This window comes from Pseudoalteromonas galatheae (assembly GCF_005886105.2).
Classification (GTDB): Bacteria; Pseudomonadota; Gammaproteobacteria; order Enterobacterales; family Alteromonadaceae; genus Pseudoalteromonas; species Pseudoalteromonas galatheae.
The window spans coordinates 3,240,972-3,258,591 of sequence record NZ_PNCO02000001.1; the positions used below are offsets into that span (position 1 = coordinate 3,240,972).

At 44.4% G+C, this 17,620-nt stretch carries 12 protein-coding genes; 4 read left to right on the plus strand and 8 right to left on the minus strand.

Annotated elements, in window-relative coordinates:
- The first annotated feature begins 120 nt into the window (after positions 1-120).
- From CWC29_RS14380 to CWC29_RS14390, 3 genes are read left to right on the plus strand one after another with little or no spacing between them, the layout of a single operon-like run.
- Complete coding sequence (locus CWC29_RS14380; RefSeq protein WP_138523029.1) at positions 121-1,701, plus strand: hypothetical protein; 1,581 nt, start codon at positions 121-123, stop codon at positions 1,699-1,701.
- An 11-nt stretch (positions 1,702-1,712) separates the two neighbouring features.
- A complete protein-coding gene (locus tag CWC29_RS14385) occupies positions 1,713-2,552 on the plus strand; it encodes a M4 family metallopeptidase (RefSeq protein WP_138523031.1) in 840 nt (279 codons plus the stop codon).
- A 14-nt stretch (positions 2,553-2,566) separates the two neighbouring features.
- Positions 2,567-3,013 (plus strand): hypothetical protein, encoded by a 447-nt coding sequence (locus CWC29_RS14390; protein ID WP_232288079.1) that lies wholly within the window; start codon positions 2,567-2,569, stop codon positions 3,011-3,013.
- A 440-nt stretch (positions 3,014-3,453) separates the two neighbouring features.
- Here CWC29_RS14390 and CWC29_RS14395 read toward each other — a convergent pair whose 3' ends face one another.
- The 8 genes from CWC29_RS14395 to prlC form a co-directional block, all read right to left on the minus strand.
- Positions 3,454-6,561, minus strand: a complete 3,108-nt coding sequence (locus CWC29_RS14395) for an efflux RND transporter permease subunit (RefSeq protein WP_128727625.1) — start codon at positions 6,559-6,561, stop codon at positions 3,454-3,456.
- On the minus strand, positions 6,561-7,661 hold the full coding sequence (locus CWC29_RS14400; RefSeq protein ID WP_128727626.1) for an efflux RND transporter periplasmic adaptor subunit: 1,101 nt from the start codon (positions 7,659-7,661) through the stop codon (positions 6,561-6,563). The genes CWC29_RS14395 and CWC29_RS14400 overlap by 1 nt, the downstream gene beginning before the upstream one ends.
- A gap of 15 nt (positions 7,662-7,676) precedes the next feature.
- The gene (locus tag CWC29_RS14405; RefSeq protein ID WP_128727627.1) at positions 7,677-8,402 is read right to left on the minus strand and encodes a TetR/AcrR family transcriptional regulator; all 726 of its coding nucleotides are present in this window, start codon (positions 8,400-8,402) and stop codon (positions 7,677-7,679) included.
- A gap of 184 nt (positions 8,403-8,586) precedes the next feature.
- Positions 8,587-9,249, minus strand: a complete 663-nt coding sequence (locus CWC29_RS14410) for an alpha/beta hydrolase (protein WP_128727628.1) — start codon at positions 9,247-9,249, stop codon at positions 8,587-8,589.
- Positions 9,250-9,733: 484 nt separating this feature from the next.
- Positions 9,734-11,656, minus strand: a complete 1,923-nt coding sequence (locus CWC29_RS14415; protein ID WP_138521398.1) for a methyl-accepting chemotaxis protein — start codon at positions 11,654-11,656, stop codon at positions 9,734-9,736.
- A 162-nt stretch (positions 11,657-11,818) separates the two neighbouring features.
- A complete protein-coding gene (locus CWC29_RS14420) occupies positions 11,819-12,574 on the minus strand; it encodes a class I SAM-dependent methyltransferase (RefSeq protein ID WP_128727615.1) in 756 nt (251 codons plus the stop codon).
- Positions 12,575-12,648: 74 nt separating this feature from the next.
- A complete protein-coding gene (locus tag CWC29_RS14425; RefSeq protein WP_128727614.1) occupies positions 12,649-13,800 on the minus strand; it encodes a response regulator in 1,152 nt (383 codons plus the stop codon).
- Between the two features lie 115 nt (positions 13,801-13,915).
- Positions 13,916-15,955, minus strand: coding sequence for an oligopeptidase A (gene prlC / locus CWC29_RS14430; protein WP_138521400.1), 2,040 nt, complete (start codon positions 15,953-15,955; stop codon positions 13,916-13,918).
- Positions 15,956-16,132: 177 nt separating this feature from the next.
- Here prlC and gorA point away from each other — a divergent pair, with 177 nt between their 5' ends.
- A complete protein-coding gene (gorA, locus tag CWC29_RS14435; RefSeq protein WP_138521402.1) occupies positions 16,133-17,491 on the plus strand; it encodes a glutathione-disulfide reductase in 1,359 nt (452 codons plus the stop codon).
- Positions 17,492-17,620: the final 129 nt, after the last annotated feature.

Sequence of the window (17,620 nt, forward strand, 5' to 3'; positions counted from 1 at the left end):
ATGAAGTAGAAATTTGGACTGCCGACCAAAATATCTCACATACGATGAGATCTCTCCAAGCCTTATCACAATGATCTGCTAAAATAAACGAATAGACGCGACCAAGTTAAAGGAATGAGTATGAAACTGGTAAATATTGTGGCTTTGTCATGCATTGTTGCACTGAGCGGATGCGAATCAATTCCCCAAGAAAATAACAGTTTACCCACCGGAAGTAAGTATGCCTCAACGAAGTTTTCACCCAAAGCAGTAACAGCTAGGGTAGAATTTTCAGCCCAATGCAAATTCAAAACCGATAAGCAAGGCATTAGCGAATTCCTCGGCTTGTTTGTTCCTGCCGCTATCGAGCTGGCTGTAGATAGTTTAGTCGGTGCAGTACAAAAAGCCGGGGAAGACAAGACCAAATCTTTATCAGCTTACACCGACAAACACTTTTACCGGGTTAAAACTGGTTTAGACGGCTATGATTCCAACCCAGCCACCTCATGTATGGCATTATTCATTCCCAACAACGATCCTAACGCAACGACTTTTTCCAACCAATATGCTTTGTATAGTGCAGAATTTGGTGCCTATAGTCTGACCGCAGAACCTGCATTTTTCATGGAAATGTTTGTGGAAAAATCAGCAGACGGCAAGATGTTTAGATTGCACCCTATATTTTTACTCAAGACCAAACATCTGCACGGTTCAAACAGCGGGAATGTTAAGGATATGGTCATCGCCCTAGATTTTAGAAAACCGAGTGGCACCGGGGATAGTGATACCTTTGCGACGTCGTTAATTGAACTTAGTGATCTGCAACTGGGCACCATTTACGACAGTGATGCATTAAAAGGTACTGTGACGCCCTGGATGAAACTACCAGGTGTCGAAACCGAAAGAAGTCAATTGATTGAAGACTTAAAATCCTCCATCTCGGAAGTCAATGCTTTGCAGCGTGAACTGTGCCTCGACGCTTATCACTATAATCTGTATCCGGATGTCCGAAAAAACCATCAGGTTACCGATCCGTATTTGAAGAATCTTGCCACCAATATCAAGTGTCAGGATATCCCCTGGAAGGATGAATCTCACGTCGCGATAGCAACCTATGACACCGCCTATAAAAAGGCTAAATTTTCAACCGAAGAAACCCTTAAACACTCGCTGGTAGTCAATCAGGCTGGCAAAGAAAGCGAAGCGGAGAAAAAACTACTCAAGCTTACTGATACTTCGACACGCAATGCCGAATCTTTTGCAGCCTTAAAGGCAATTGGTCCCAAAATGGATTCTCTTGAAAAGCATGAAAACAAAGTAACTCGTGTCAAAAAGAAAGTAAGCGAAGTCGCTAAATACGGCGGCCATTTTGAGCTTTTTGCTGAAATCGTAGAAGTCAAAGAAGGCAATAAGTTTTTCAAAGCACTTGGCACTATTTTAGGCGCATCAAAAGACCCACTGAAAGATTATCTCAAAGGCAAATATGACCCTGCCACCAAGGCTGCGGCTGCAGCGACCGCAGCGACAGAGAAAGAGACTAATACACAAGCCAAGTTCGATCTGAAGGTAAAATTGTTTGAAGCGGAAAAGCAAGTTGAGCTGGCAACCATTGCAATTGGCAATGCCAAAGATGCCACTGAACTGGCCACGGCAAACGCAAACTTGCGTAAAGCCCAACTTGAAGTTGAGGAGTATCAGCGACGCCTGGCGCTATTGCCTTAGGATAAAGCTGCTTGGATATTAATATTTACAACCTTTATCAAAGCTCTCAATACAGCGATGCGGTATTGAGGCGCAAAAAAGGCTGGCCGAAGGCACAAGCAGCCGAAGTCAACTTTGCTTACGAGAGCCTTGAATACGGTGAGGCATTTTTCGAATCCGAATTGAATGTCGATACAACGGACGTTGATGTCAAATGTTTAGTTAACTATGACATTTTCAGCAATGTTGCCATGTGGGATAAGCCTTACCTGGTGCTTGGCTCAGGTGACACCAGCTTAAATAACATGGCATTTGCTATTGATGTCATTGTGCATGAACTTACCCATATAGTGCTTGAGAAAGACAGTATGCTCAGACAAGGTCTGGAGCATCAGGGTATTAATGAACACATTTGTGATGTTATTGGGCTGACTTGCCGGTATTACGCCTATCAGACACCGCCAGAAGATTTCACTTGGTTGATAGGTGACCTGATTGCCAAGGATAATCAACGAAGAGCAATACGGGATCTTGCCAATCCCGGTAGTGCCCACCCAAATGATCGGCAGACATCAGATCTTGCGAGCCTCATGAGGCGGCCCAACTGGCAACTCGATACTTCGTCGTATGATCTTCTTGGGCCGCTTAACTACCTTTTCTTTGTTGTCGCCAGTAGTGGTATCCGCCCCTTGGAAGACTACGGAAAAATTTGGTGGGAAAGTGTCAAAAACGTTCCGGCTCACAATGCCTTGTTTCATTTCCTGAGTAACCTAAAAAGTACACTCGAAGAGGAAAGAACGCAATTTTTCAGTGCCTGTGAACAAATAGGATTGGCACATATTCCTAATCTTGAACAACTACTTAGAGCGTAAATTGAGACAATGCTATGACTTCGATAACTATTAACTGGGACCTCATTTTCAGTTGTTTAATGATAGTGATCATTCTATCGATGTTGGTGGAGAGAGTGCTCGCATTACTATTTGAGTCCCCGCTTTTTATCGGCATGGTGGAAGATAAACCAGACAACCTGCTTACCATCAAACCACTCATTGCCTCAGTGCTGTCAATCGTCACCACTTACTATTGTGATATCGACCTGTTACAGGCCATCCGAAATGCCCCTAGTACTCATCCATTTGGTTTTGTTATGACCGGGCTATTGATTGCTGGAGGTAGTAAAGGCTCAACAAAACTGTTTCGCGACTTAATGGGATTACAAAGCAATACGTTCAGAGACTATCAGCAACGCAAGCGAGACAAAAGAATGGCCTCTGATATACCGCAGGCCGTTCTGCAAGCATCCCGTCAGTCTAAAAGTTGTGTGAAATAGTACACCGAAGGGTAGTGTTCAACTATTTGTGTAAATGGCTTTCTTTACTCGTTGAAAGGAAATGTTGAATGCTAATATGAGACAAATTCATCGTTCAGCTCCTTGGCGGTTTACCCGAAAACCCCAGTACAACTGTGTATAGTGCACCAAATTGGCCATTCATTGTGTTACGTGAACTGGAAAAAACAATGTGTAATTTGCAACTATGATTCTATGGCTTGCTCACACAGAATAATAGTTGCTATACGGGGATGTATAAAAACGTAAGGACAAACTCTATTGTTTTAAAAGCCGCTAACGGGCAAACTTTATTGTCTGTTCACAGCCTAAATCACCTTCTATAGATTGAAATAAATTCCGGTTTATCAAAAGAAAGGTTTTACCAATTAAAAAGGACACTAAGCATGGCACTTAGTGTCCTTTTGGTTATTAGCAAGTTATCACGTCATACTGACTTTGCCTGCCAATTGCGCTTCTGGGTAGGTTTCAATAGTTTCTGCTTCACCACGGTGATCGCTGGCTAACTTTTCATAAAGTAGCGGTAAGACAATCAAAGTGAAGAAAGTACCGATGAGCATGCCTGCGACTAAGATAATACCTATGCTGTTGCGCGCTTCTGCGCCTGCACCGGTTACCAATACCAACGGAAAGTGACCAAGCACGGTTGCACCTGTGGTCATCAGTATAGGTCTTAGACGTGTGGCCGCAGCCCCTTTTACCGCCTCAAATTTCGATTTACCTTCAAGCTGTAAATGGTTCGCAAATTCAACAATCAAGATGCCATTTTTGGCTATTAAACCGATGAGCGTAATTAGGCCGATTTGGCTGTAAATATTGACTGTTGTAAGTGATAAAAACGGCAGCATCAATGCACCAGCGAGTGCCAGCGGTGCGCAGCCGAGTAGTACCACGAGCGGATCTCTAAAGCTGTTGAACTGGATAGTCAGTAAGAAAAACACCACTATCATGGCAAACAAAAGTACGCCAACCATGGTGTTGCCTTCTTTTCTTAGCTGTCTTGATTCACCTGCGTAGTCAATGGAGTAGTGACTAGGTAAGACGTCTGCTGCAATTTCTTCTACCTGTGTGAGCGCTTGCTCTTTGGTTATGTGTGGCAGTGTGCCTGCCAAGATTCTAAACGAGTTTTGCTGATTGAATGAGCCAAGCACTCTAGGGCTTGTAAAAGTACGTAAGGTAGCAAACGCTGAAATTGGAATAAGATCGCCAGCATCGGTTCTTACTTGCATATTAAGAATGTTCTCAGGATTGTACCTTTCGCCATCGCCCACAATGGGAATGACGCGGTAGGCTTTACCTTCTTTGTTGAAGTAGTTGGCAAAATTATTAGACATATAAATACTAAGTTGCTCGTTTACCGACGACAAACTGAGACCTAAGTCTGCAACCAGCTCTCGGTCGATTTCAAGCTCGGCTTGCGGCAGGTCGATTTTTAGGTCGGTATTGACGAACATAAAGCTGCCACTGGCGGTGGCGCGTTGAATAATCTCATCGGCGTACTGCTTCATCGCGGTTGGGTCGTCACTGGCACGGAATACCACTTCAACGTCAAACTGCCCTGCGGTAGGAAGCGATGCAGGTAAAATAGGGAATAAACTTAGTCCAGTGACGCTGCCTAACCGGCCGTATAGGTCGTATAGTAAGTCGTGTACTGAATTTTCTCGCTCATCAAATGGTGCAAGCTCTACACCACCAAAGCCTGCTGCCGCCGTAATAATCTGCCAAGTAAACTCAGCGCCTTCAGTGGCGTTCATGACCTCGGCAGTGTCATTCATTTTCGCTGAAGTATAAGCTTGAGAAGACTCTGGTGGTGCTTCCACTACGACTTGGATACTGCTTTGATCTTCGATAGGGGCTAGCTCTTTTTGTGATAACAGGTAAAACGGCACCGACAACAAAGAGAACATGATAGCGACAAAAAAGACCTGTGGACGCCACTTAAACAAGGTATCGAGTGCACGAAAATAAAACGCTTGTAATCGATCAAAATAGCCATTGACCTTTTGCGTTAATTTACCTTCTTTACCGCCTTCGGGGTTAACGTAAGCACTCATAATGGGCGACAAGGTTATAGCAACCAATCCAGAAATTAACACCGCAATGGCTAGGGTGAACGCGAACTCTCTGAATAAGAACCCCGTTAAACCTGTTAAAAATCCGATTGGCGCGTAGACCGCTGCAAGGGTCAACGTCATGGCAATTATTGGGACGAGTAATTGACGTGAACTGATAAGCGCCGCTTGTAATCTGGGTTTGCCTTCGCGCATATGGCGCGCAACGTTTTCAACTACTACGATGGCGTCATCCACCACTAACCCAACAGAAAGCACGATAGCTAAAATAGTCAGTAGGTTGAGTGAAAAGCCCATTGCTGAGATCACCGCGATTGCGCCTAAAATCGAGATAGGAATGGTAACCAGCGGCACCATAGCGGTTCTAAACGAGCCCATCATAGCGAGTACAACAATCCCCACGAGTAGGACGGTTTCCCCAAGCGTGGTGAAGATTTCTTTTATGGAATCACGCATATAAAGCGTGCCATCGTAGCCAATTCTTAGATACATACCGTCGGGTAAGATGGTATTAATCTCATCAATCTTTTTATACAGCGCGTCACCAATATCAATTTCATTAGCACCTGGTAATGCCCACACCGCTAAGAATACCGTTTCGTGGTCATCAAGGCGTGCGGTTACCATGCCTTCGGCTTCACCGAGTTCTATCGTGGCGATGTTACCAAGCTTGAGTTGCGTGCCATCGATTTCTTTTACCACTAGGTTGTTAAAATCGGCTACCGTTTTTAACGAGGTATTGGCCATCAGGTCGATGCGTTGTCTGTTATTTTCACTGTAACCTAAGGTGGCAATGGTGTTGTTTGCTTGTAGTGCAGCAAATACATCGCTAGCACTTACGCCATAGATAGCGAGTTTTTCGGTATCGAGCCAAATTCGCATTGCTGGATCGCGGCCACCTTCCAGTGTCACTTTTTGTACACCGGGAATATCAGACATAGAAGGGACAACATTTCGGATCAAATAATCGCTCACGTTATTACGTGGCAGACCTTGAGATTCTACATCGAGATAGAATACCGCATACGGGCTGTCGGCACGCACGATTTGAATGGCTGGATCTTCCGCTCCGCTGGGTAACTCAAACTTAATCTGGTTTAAGCGGGTGGTTAGCTCAGCCAAGGCGTCGGTGGTACTGTGATTAAGTTCAAGCCAAGCGGTGACTTTGCTAAGTCCCGAGGTAGTTATCGAGTCTACATAGTCGACACCCGGAACGGTAGAGGCCACTCGCTCGATTGGCTCGGTAACATAGCCTTTTACGACGTCTGCGGCAGCGCCTGTATAGACAGTGTTGATCACCAGTGAGGCACTTTCTATTTTTGGATATTGCTGCACTGATATATCTCGGGCGGCATTAAAACCCGCTAGTACAATAAGCAATGACACCACTATTGCCAGTACCGGCCGGTTAACAAAAATATCCATGATAGACGGCTTATTTTCGTGTAATGCACTCATTACTGACCTCCGTTGTTGCCATCAACAGCGGCAACCTGATCGGTATAAACCAGTAAGTTTTCTTGTAGCTTGAATGCGCCTTCAGCAGCAATAAATTCACCACCGCTAAGGCCAGATAGTACAAGTTGCTGGTCGTTGACCTTATCGCCTAAAGTGATTTTTACTGGCTTTGCTCGCCAGTTTTGGCTCTCGTCCTTTTCAAGTACATAAACAAACTCGCCAAAGTGATTGCGCGTAATTGCATTGGTTGGCACTATCGCGGCACTCACGACCTCCATTGGTACATTGACTAACACCATTTTATTGTGGCTGAGTGTGCCATTGCTGTTTTGTAGCTCTGCACGATAACTTTGTTGACGCGATGCGACATCGACCATTGGCATTTTGGCAGATACGCGAGCGGGTAATTGGCCATTGGCATTAGAAATTGCCACGCTAACATCTTCGCCTATACTAGGTTGTGGTAAGGTTTGTGGAATTTTGAAATCTACCCAAATACTGTCGTCTAACCCAACCAAGAACGTGATTTCGCTATTGGCATCCAGCAATTGACCGACTTGATATTGCTCTAACCCTGTTTGACCCGGATAAGGGGCACGAATGGTTTTTTTCTCGATTAACGTGGTTAATCGTTTTACTTCAGCCTGATTAATTGCCACCTCGGCTTCGGCTTTGTCTACCTCATCAGGGCTGATCCGCTTTTGTTCAAGTAATTTGGCAACTCGTTGATAAGTGGATTTAGCGAGTTTTACTCGAGCTTTAGCTGCTAGTAGATTTGCCTCATCAATGCTGCTGTCTAGGCGCAGTAATACCTGATTCTCCTCCACTTGCTCGCCGGGCTTAAAGCCGACGTAAGTGATAAGGCCGGGATACTCGTTACTAATGGTGACGGTGCGTTTGGCGTGAAGCTGGCCTACAACCTTAACCGATTTAATATATTCAGTAGTTGATACATACGTGCTTTTGACTGAAGCCGAAGGTTCCGGAAAAGATTCCCCAAAGGCGATTGCCGCTTGGATTTGTGTAAACTTAACAAAGCCAAGACTGGTAATAACGATGAGAATAATGACAACGGCCATAAGCCAGCGTTTAATATTCATTGAAGTTTCCTTAAGTTAACGAAGTTTGAGCGTTTGCAATTCTTTCTCTATGCGTACCAGTGAGTCTTGTGTGATAGGCTGTTGCCATGGATAACTGTTAAGCAATCGCACGGTACTGCGAATAACTGGATCGTTTAGTTCAAGTGGTGCGAGTAGCGACGCTGTGCCCTCTACAATTTGCTTAGTTTGTTGTAAGCGCATTACTTGCTCATATCCTACGGTAAGCGCCCAACCGGTGATGATGATTTCTTCTACCATGTCGTGTAGATCTGGTGTAGCTTGTAACTCACCCGCTTCAATACCATCAATGAGTGCTTGTTTAAACACGCTTTCACAACCGTCACATGAATCGATAATTTTATTGGTCCAAAACTCAGAAGCTCTTTTGATAACCGCCTCATTGGTGGAGTAGGACTGTAATTCATAATCAAAAGAGAAGCGTTTAAGCTTTTGTGGCGAGATAAGACACACTGCGAGCATGCGTTCTGGCGTGCTAAGTGGTAAGGACAACACTTGCTTAAAAACACTGGATGTATGGGTAAAAGATTCATAGGCCAGCGCCATTACTAGATCTTCTTTAGTCTGCACAAATTTATAGATTGAGCCCATAGACAATCCTGCAAGCAAAGAGACCTTTGCCATTGTAAAGTCAGTGACTGAAGACTCATTAATGCATTGTTCTGCAGCGTTTAAAATCATGCGTTGCTGGGTTTCTTTATCATATTTAGGTGCCGGTGCCATCGTTTCTCCTTAGAGGTTGAACCTTATTCGAATGTCATTCGAATAAGGTTCAATTATAGAGAGCATTTTCAAAAGTGCAATAAGTAAACAGAGTTTTGTTTTCAAAAAAGGAATTTGGAGTGTAGGTAGATTCTGAAGGAAGGTTCAGCACGGCGCGTTATTGGTATAGCGACGTGCTAATGATTTAGTGGTTTAAAATCCAGCTTTTAACGGGCTTCAACCACTCCTCTCTTGGGACATAGAAAGCGCCGTGCTCCTTACCGGTTGAAATCGAAAGCTCCGTAAAGCTTTTGAGGTTTGCTGAGCGTGCTTTCACAAAATCGCAAGAACCTACTTGATCTGAGGTTTCGTAAACGGACAACACCTTGCCGTAGAGCTGAATTTCGGTTTTACTTTTGATAAGCCCAGCGCAGCCCGCAAGTATCACGTAGTGAATAGCATCATTTTTTAATGCATCACTTGCCATTATCGTTAATGCACCACCGCGAGAAAACCCCACGAGCGTAATGTTGCTGGCGCTGACGCCCACGTCCAGTAATTTGCGGACCTTGCTAACTAGGGTTTTTGTGTATGTTTCTGGTGCGACGCCTTTAGGTCGGTGCTCAGCAATTAGCGTATAGGCATCATCACTTAAAGCTTGTTTGATGGCTGGAAAGTCATATTTACCCCAGCGCTTATGAATAGGCGTTTCATTATCACCTTCAACGATATAGCCATGAGAGTAAAAAACGTATTTGGCAGATGGATTAATCTGCTCTGGTACATCTGGGTAAATTGCTTTTGCAGAGGCGATTGACGCTACGCAAGCAGCAAATGAGGTGCATGCAGCATGTAGTAAGTGATTCATTTTTGAGTTTTTTTAGTTGATGTAGAGAGATGGTAGCCAAGCTTTGATAAAAGAAGCAAGCGTAGCGCGATGGGTTATTTTGTATGAGAGAGTTGTGGGCTTGTGGGAGCGAGTTTAGCTCGCGATCTTTTCACTGCTCGCCACATAAAGTGGCTCCTACCATAGTGTTCGCCTATGGGAGCAAATTACCCGTGTAGGAGCGAGTTTACCTCGCGATCTTTTCACTGCTCGCCACATAAAGTGGCTCCTACCATAGTGTTCGCCTATGGGAGCAAATTACCCGTGTAGGAGCGAGTTTACCTTGCGATCTCTTGACTGCTCGCCACATAAAGTGGCTCCTACCATAGTGTTCGCCTATGGGAGCAAATTACTCGTGTAGGAGCGAGTTTATCTCGCGATCTTTTAACTGCTCGCCGCGTGAAGCGGCTTTTACATTTTTGCTTGCAGTAGTCGAGATAAATCTCGACCTACGGCACAATCCTGATTACTGCAAGCCTAAAGTGCCTCTGATCTCCCTCATTTTCTCTTTAAGACTTTGCTGGATTTGCTGCACTTGCTCATGTGAGCTATTAACCTGACCTTTCATGCTGTCCATAGCGTGGCCAAAGGTATCTAGTAGATCTGATTGCTGATTGGCAAGGTCCATTGCATGGGCAGCGACTTGGTTGGCGCTTTGTGCGCTATCTGCCACACCTTCTGAATTACGTTTCAACTCTTGTGCATGTACGGTTTGCTGCTGTGCCTCATCTGCCAAGGCCGAGATTTGTGTCGATACTTTGTTTGAGTTATCACTCAAAACATTTAATTGCTGATGAATATCAGTCAGTGAAGCTTGTGTTTGCTGTGCAAGCTTTCGTACTTCGTCCGCAACTACTGCAAATCCACGCCCATGCTCACCTGCGCGCGCTGATTCAATTGCGGCATTAAGTGCAAGTAGGTTAGTTTGTTCTGCAATGGAGCTGATCATATCAATCACTTTACTCACATCTGAAACACCATTAAGCAATTCATTTAAGCTCTCTAATCCCTGCTCTACCCGCTTTTGCGTGGTCGATGAAGCGCTCAACATAGAATCCGCATAGGACACACTTTGTGTCATTGCTTCAAAGGTGTTGTTAGCATTGTCGGCAACTTGTGCATTAATTTGATTGGCATCCGCCCCAAGCGCTCTGAGCGAGTCGAGCTGCGCTTGGTTTTGTTCCACTTGCTCAAAGGTATCTCCAGCTTGTGCTGAGATCTGCGCCAAGTTAGTGTTCATCTCTTCCATAAAGGTATTGATCACACTCAGCATTTCTGAGCGTTCGTCCGCTTCTGCTCGCTGCCTATCGATTAACTGATTAAAGTAACTCGCAATTTCGCCAATTTCGGTATCTTGGTTTTTACTTTCAATATTGCGTAACTCATTACTTTCTATCAACTGAGCAAAGCCATCGCGTAGTTGTCTTAGCGGCGTTAGTACTTGATTAAACTGCACAAAATATACACCACCAGCTAAGAGTACGAGTAACCCAATTGCCACACCAAAGAGCATAAATACATTAGTTTTGACGGCGGCCTGCTCTGTTATTAAAGTCGTTTCTGCTTGCAGAATATTCTCTGAAATCGCTTTAATATCACCTCGCAGTGCCAGCATGCCTGCTTGGCGCTGTTTGGACTGCTGTAAGGTATTTTCTAAGTCGCGAGCATAACGTTTTGGCCAGCTCACAAGCTCCGCTTTTATTTCTAGCGCTAAGTCTTCAGCTTGTGCACCTAAAAATAGCTCATCTTCATCTACCTCACTCATTACTCCTAAGTTTTCGAGTTGATCTATTCGCGCGGCAATATCCTGCAACCGACCTAAGCTCAACATCAAGCTTTGTTCAGTTTGCTGCTCATAAGCCATGACTAACTGATAAGTATATAAACTCAAATTCGAGACTTCGCTAAAGTAGTCTGAGGCGAGATTAAAATAAGATTCTTTAGCGGCACTATCTTGCGCTGTAATTGCATACTTTACGAGACTTGATGCTGAACCCGACATTTGCCGGAGCGCATTATCCAAAAGCGCAAGTTCGTTACCTGAAAGCTTGCCAAGTGCCCGGTATTTGCCTGCAATGTCTTGTTGTAGCTGTGTGAGTTTGGCTTCAAGTTGTTCAGCAAGTGCTGGTGGTAACTGTTCCACACTTTGCTGTAGCGTTTTGATTTGTTCATCGGCCTGACTTAAATATTGGCTATCACCCGCACTCAGGTAATCTTCAACTGTGCCCTCAAGCTCAATAATCACCGCATTTTTAACTCGATTGTAAGCGGCGTCTTGCACATCAAGTTCGGTTAAGACTTGGCTTGCCCAAAACAGACTCGCCCCAAGTAGAATACTCGCAGTGGTTAATAAAATTGCCAACAACCGAGTAAATGTAGACACGCGCATAGAATCACAACCCCTTTATCAAAATGCTCCGCAAGAGTATTAAGGATTTATGACAACTTGATTAAATCTGGTTACCTTTTCTGTACAACCGCGCAAAACCATACTTTTTACGTATATCCATCTAGATATCTGCTGAACAAATTTAGAGCAGGCATTGGTATGCTATTTCATCGCAGCGTTTACATAGACGTCAAAGCGATTTTTCTTGGTTTTTATTTGCATACTTGGCGTTTGAGCATTTAAAAAGCCAGCGTAGTCTGGACGTTTTACCACCACCCTTTTTGTGGCTAACTGCAAAGCAAAAGGTAAAAGTGCATCCGCATCTAAGTCGTTGCCAACTAAGTCTTGAAATACCCGCATTTCTTTTTTCACTTGCGCCGATTTTTCACGATGTGGAAACATAGGATCAAGATAAACTACATCTGGACGCCAACCTGCTTGCTCTAGCAAGTCATGGCTAGAACCAAACTCTAGTCGCATGGTTGACCTTACCCACTCGCCAATTTCAGCATCTTCATAGGCGCGTTGCAAACCGTCATATAACAATGCTGCGACTACCGGATTACGCTCATGCAATACAACGTTACAGCCCATAGACGCAAGCACAAAAGCATCACGTCCAAGCCCTGCTGTCGCGTCTAATACCGTAGGCACTGCCCCTTTGTTTAAGCCGACAGCTTTTGCAATTGCTTGCCCTTTACCACCACCAAACTTGCGTCGATGAGCGACTGCACCTGTCACAAAGTCAACACGAATAGCGCCGAGCTTTGGTTCGTCTTTTTTAAGTAATTGTAGGCCTAACTCGTCATAAACCAATTGAAACTCCGCCTCATTAATATCTAGCGCAGATAAGTTAAAAAGCTTAGTTAGCGTATCTAGGTAGGATCTGTTTTCTTCAAAAGGGGTGTGAATATACAAGCTAAGCTCCCAAAGGTTACCAACCGTGGCAGTATACCGCTTTCCCTATCTAGTGTCTTTGATTATCCAACGGCTTAGAACAGCTCGATATCAGCCTGTGATGCCACTTCGTCCTCACCCCAAGGCTTTGCTATTTTATTTAAACTCTCAATAAGCTGCTGACGTACCTCTGTTACCTCGCCTAGCTTATATTTAATTATGGTTAGCTCATCGCTCAAATAAGTAAAATGCTCGTAGAGTTCTTGCAATCGCTCTCTTTCACTTGGTTCTAAGTTAGCAAGCTTGTCACTTTCAAGTACAGCTTGGAACTCGGCCACTTTACCGCTGTAATGATCGCCAACGCCGCTTAAATGATCGCTCAGCTCAGCAAATACCTGCCCGATATGTTCCACTTTATTGAGCGCATCTTCACTAACTTCCATATCCTTGATTTTGGCATCAGTCGCTTCCAGAATGTGCGGAAACAAATCTTTATAACGACCATACACCGCAACATCATCCACTGGCATATTCTTAATCAGCAAAGAAACTTTAGAGTAGTTAATAATGGTCCTGCGCCCAAAATCAACAAAGCGGCTGCCATCTTTATGCTTCTCAAACAATTCTTGCTCTATCGGTTGGATCGCCCCCTCGCTAGAGTAAAACATCGCATCTTGGTGATACCAAAAAGCCACTGCAACATCGAGCTCCATCGGCATAAAAAATTCTAAAAAATGAGTGCTCAAGGTATTGAGGTCATGTGCATGATACGATTGCCCGACATACCGCATTATGCGTCCCATATCACCAGAGTCGGTCATGGCGATTTCAGCCGTGGTTTGGGCACGCTGTACATCTTGCTTGAGCTGCGAAGAAGTCTTTCTGTAGTCATCAAGAACATTAATACGCGCCAGCAACTCTTCAGCATTAAAAGGCTTGACTATGTAGTCAGCAGCGCCCGCGTTATAACCCCGCATCCGCTCTGAAATATCGGCACGAGAGGACAAAAACATAACCGGGATCTCAGTGGTTTCCTCAAGTTTTTTTAGTTGCTTACATACTTCAAAACCTGATACTCCAGGCATTTCAACGTCAAGCAAGATGATATCTGGGCGATATTTTTTAGCTAATCGTAAGCCTTCCTCACCATTTTTCGCGTGTAATATTTTGCACGTACGCGCTAACGCTTCATCAACAACGTGATGAACGAGCTTGTCATCATCAATGGCAAGAACCAGTTTTGTCATGTGGCTTTCCCTATTAATTCATATCTTTATAGAATAGTCAGAGATATTGGATTTGCTAAAAAAAATAAGGCAAAAAAAACGCCTTCAAAAGAAGGCGTGAAGAATGGAAAAAAAACTAGGCGGCGATCCCACTGTGGCGTAGTAACGCATCCACTTTTGGCTCTCGACCACGGAAGCGAGTAAACAACACTATCGGCGCTTCGGAGCCACCTTTTTCAAGAATATGATGCATAAATTCACGCCCGGTTTTCGGGTTGAATATTCCTTCCTCCTCAAACTTAGAGAAAGCATCCGCAGACAACACTTCTGCCCATTTATATGAATAATAACCTGCACTATAACCACCAGCAAAAATGTGGCTAAAACTATGCTGGAAGCGGTTAAATTCAGGCGCTTTTACAACAGCTGTACGTTCACGCACCGCATTGAGTGTGGCTTGAATTTGGCAGTCAGTGTTTGGTGTAAAGTCTGCGTGAATATGAAAATCAAATAACGAAAACTCTAACTGACGCAACATTTGCATAGCTGATTGAAAGTTCTTTGCTGCAAGTAGCTTATCTAACATGTCTTTTGGCAACGGTTCTCCCGTTTCATAGTGCCCTGAAATGAAGTTCAGTGCTTCTTCTTCATAGCACCAATTTTCTAAAAACTGACTTGGCAGCTCAACCGCATCCCATGCCACACCATTAATACCCGCAACTGGCGCTGCATCCACTTGTGTTAGCATGTGATGAATTCCGTGACCAAACTCATGGAATAAAGTGGTTACTTCATTATGGGTAAATAGCGCAGGTTTGTTACCGACCGCTTTATTAAAATTACACACTAAATAAGCGACTGGAGTCTGTAATTCGCCATTTGCGCGTACTTTTCTGCCCATACAGTCATCCATCCAAGCACCGCCACGCTTATGTTCACGGGCATATAGGTCGAGATAGAAGTGACCACGCAACTCACCTTTGTCATCGTGAATAGCAAAAAAGCGTACATCTGGATGATAAGTGTCAACGTCTTTAACTTCGCTAACACGGATCCCAAACAAACGGTTTACGGTTTCAAATAAGCCGGAGAGTACCTTATGTTCAGGGAAATAAGGGCGCAGTGCTTCGTCAGAAATTGCATACTTAGCTTGTTTTAACTTTTCACCATAATATGCGTAATCCCAAGGTTTTAGCTCACTTACACCGTGTTCTTTATTCGCAAAGTCACGTAGTTCAGCTACTTCTTGCTCGGCTTGTGGTTTTGACTTAGCAGCAAGGTCATTCAAAAATTTAAACACTTGCTCTGGCGTCTCAGCCATTTTAGTTGCCAGTGATTTTTCTGCAAAACTAGAAAAGCCAAGCAGCTGAGCCAATTCGTGTCTAAGCGTAAGCGCTTCATGCATAATCGCTGAGTTATCAAACTCGCCAGCATTCGGCCCTTGATCCGAGGCACGGGTTACAAACGCACGATAAGCCTCTTCACGAAGCGTTTGGTTATCTGCGTATGTCATAACAGGAAGGTAAGAAGGAATATCTAGCGTAAATACCCAACCTTCTAATCCTTTGGCTTCAGCAGTATGAGCAGCAAGTGCTAAGGCCGACTCCGGCAGTCCAGATAATTCTGACTCGTCAGTAACATGCTTTTGCCATGCTTGGGTGGCATCCATGACGTTGTTGCCAAACTTTGATGCCAACTCAGACAGCCGTGCCACAATTTCGCCATAACGTTTTTGGTTAGCAGGCTCAAGTGCAATACCTGAAAGTTGAAAATCACGCAGTGCATTATCCACAGACGTTTGCTGAGCAACCGTTAAGTTGCCAAATTCAACCGATTCTTTTACGGCTTTATAAGCTTCATACAATCCTTGATGCTGACCAACATAAGTAGAATACTCAGAAATTAACGGCAAACACTCATCATACGCTTTGCGCAGTGCCTCTGAATTAACGACTGAATGCATATGCGATACTGGCGACCACATGCGGCTAAGCTTATCGTCCGCTTCTTCTAGCGGAAGTACAAAGTTGTCCCAAGTATAATTCGACTGAGCTAAAACAGTGTCTATGGTTTCACGACAGTGCGCGATGGCAGATTTTAATGCTTCAACAATGTGTTCAGGCTTAATTTTTGAAAAAGGAGGCAATCCTTCTAGCCCGATTAATGGGTTACTCATGGGCACGCTCTTTATTTTCTAATCTAATATTGAGGTTGAAATAAGGGTGAATGACCGCATTTACAAGTATCTGAATAGATTTTTGCTTAATATCGGTCTTGGGTTGTGCACCTTTGCTATTTACTTAATATAAAGTAGTAGGGTTTAAGCAAAACAAATAATTGGCGAGGAATTTTTATGGCTCAACATTTTGACTATATCGCAATCGGTGGCGGTAGCGGCGGGATCGCATCTGCAAACCGAGCGGCGATGCGAGGTGCCAAGGTGGCATTAATAGAAGCAAAGCACTTAGGCGGTACTTGTGTAAACGTGGGCTGCGTTCCAAAAAAAGCGATGTGGCACGGCGCTCAAGTTGCTGAAGCCATTAAACTATACGCACCAGATTATGGTTTTGATGTTGAGCTAAAGAACTTCGATTGGGGTAAACTCGTTGAGAGCCGCGAAGCCTACATTGGCCGTATTCACCAAGGTTACAACGGCTACCTAGCAAAAAATGGCGTCACCGTGATCAATGGCTTTGCTAAGTTTGTTGATAACAACACCATTGAAGTCAATGGCGAGCACTACACTGCCGATCATATCAATATTACCGTAGGTGGTCGCCCAACGATCCCTAACATTCCAGGCGCTGAGCATGGTATCGATTCAAACGGTTTCTTTGAGCTTAAAGCGCAACCTCGCCGCGTAGCTGTTGTGGGCGCGGGCTATATCGCGGTAGAGCTTGCGGGCGTATTGCACAGCTTGGGCACAGAAACCCATTTATTTGTTCGTAAGCACGCTCCACTTCGTAACTTTGATCCTATCTTGGTTGAAACCTTAACTGAGGTAATGGAAAAAGAAGGCCCAACGCTGCACACTCACGCAGTGCCCAAGTCAGTGACCAAAGAAGAGGATGGCTCAGTCACCTTACATCTTGAAAATGGTGAATCTTACACCGTAGACGAACTGATCTGGGCAATTGGCCGTGAGCCAATGACAGATCTTATCAATCTCGCGGCAACAGATGTAGAAACCACGCCAAGTGGCCATATAAAAGTTGATGAGTGGCAAAACACCACAGCTAAAGGTATTTATGCCTTAGGCGACATTATGGATGGTGGAATAGAGCTGACTCCGGTAGCCGTGAAAGCTGGCAGAATGCTAGCAGAACGCCTATTCAACCCTGAATTGCCAAACGCAAAAATGGATTACGACTTAGTCCCTACCGTCGTCTTTAGCCATCCACCGATTGGCACCATTGGCCTAACAGAGCCAGAAGCCGAAGAAAAGTACGGTAAAGATAATATCAAGGTCTATACCTCTACCTTTGCTGCGATGTACACGGCGGTTACTCAGCATCGTCAGCCATGTCGTATGAAACTTGTTTGTGCGGGTAAAGAAGAGAAAGTCGTTGGCCTGCATGGTATCGGCTTTGCGGTAGATGAAATGATCCAAGGCTTCGCCGTTGCCATGAAAATGGGTGCAACCAAAGCAGACTTTGACTCCGTAGTCGCAATACATCCAACTGGTTCCGAGGAATTTGTTACCATGAGGTAAAGCCTAGATAAGTAAAAGCTACTGCCTCTCAACCTGAAGTGGCTGTGAGCAATTACTTTATCAATCTTTACACAGGAATTTACTAGCTCCACATAATGAGTTAAAAAAAGCTCAGATAAGGATATCTGA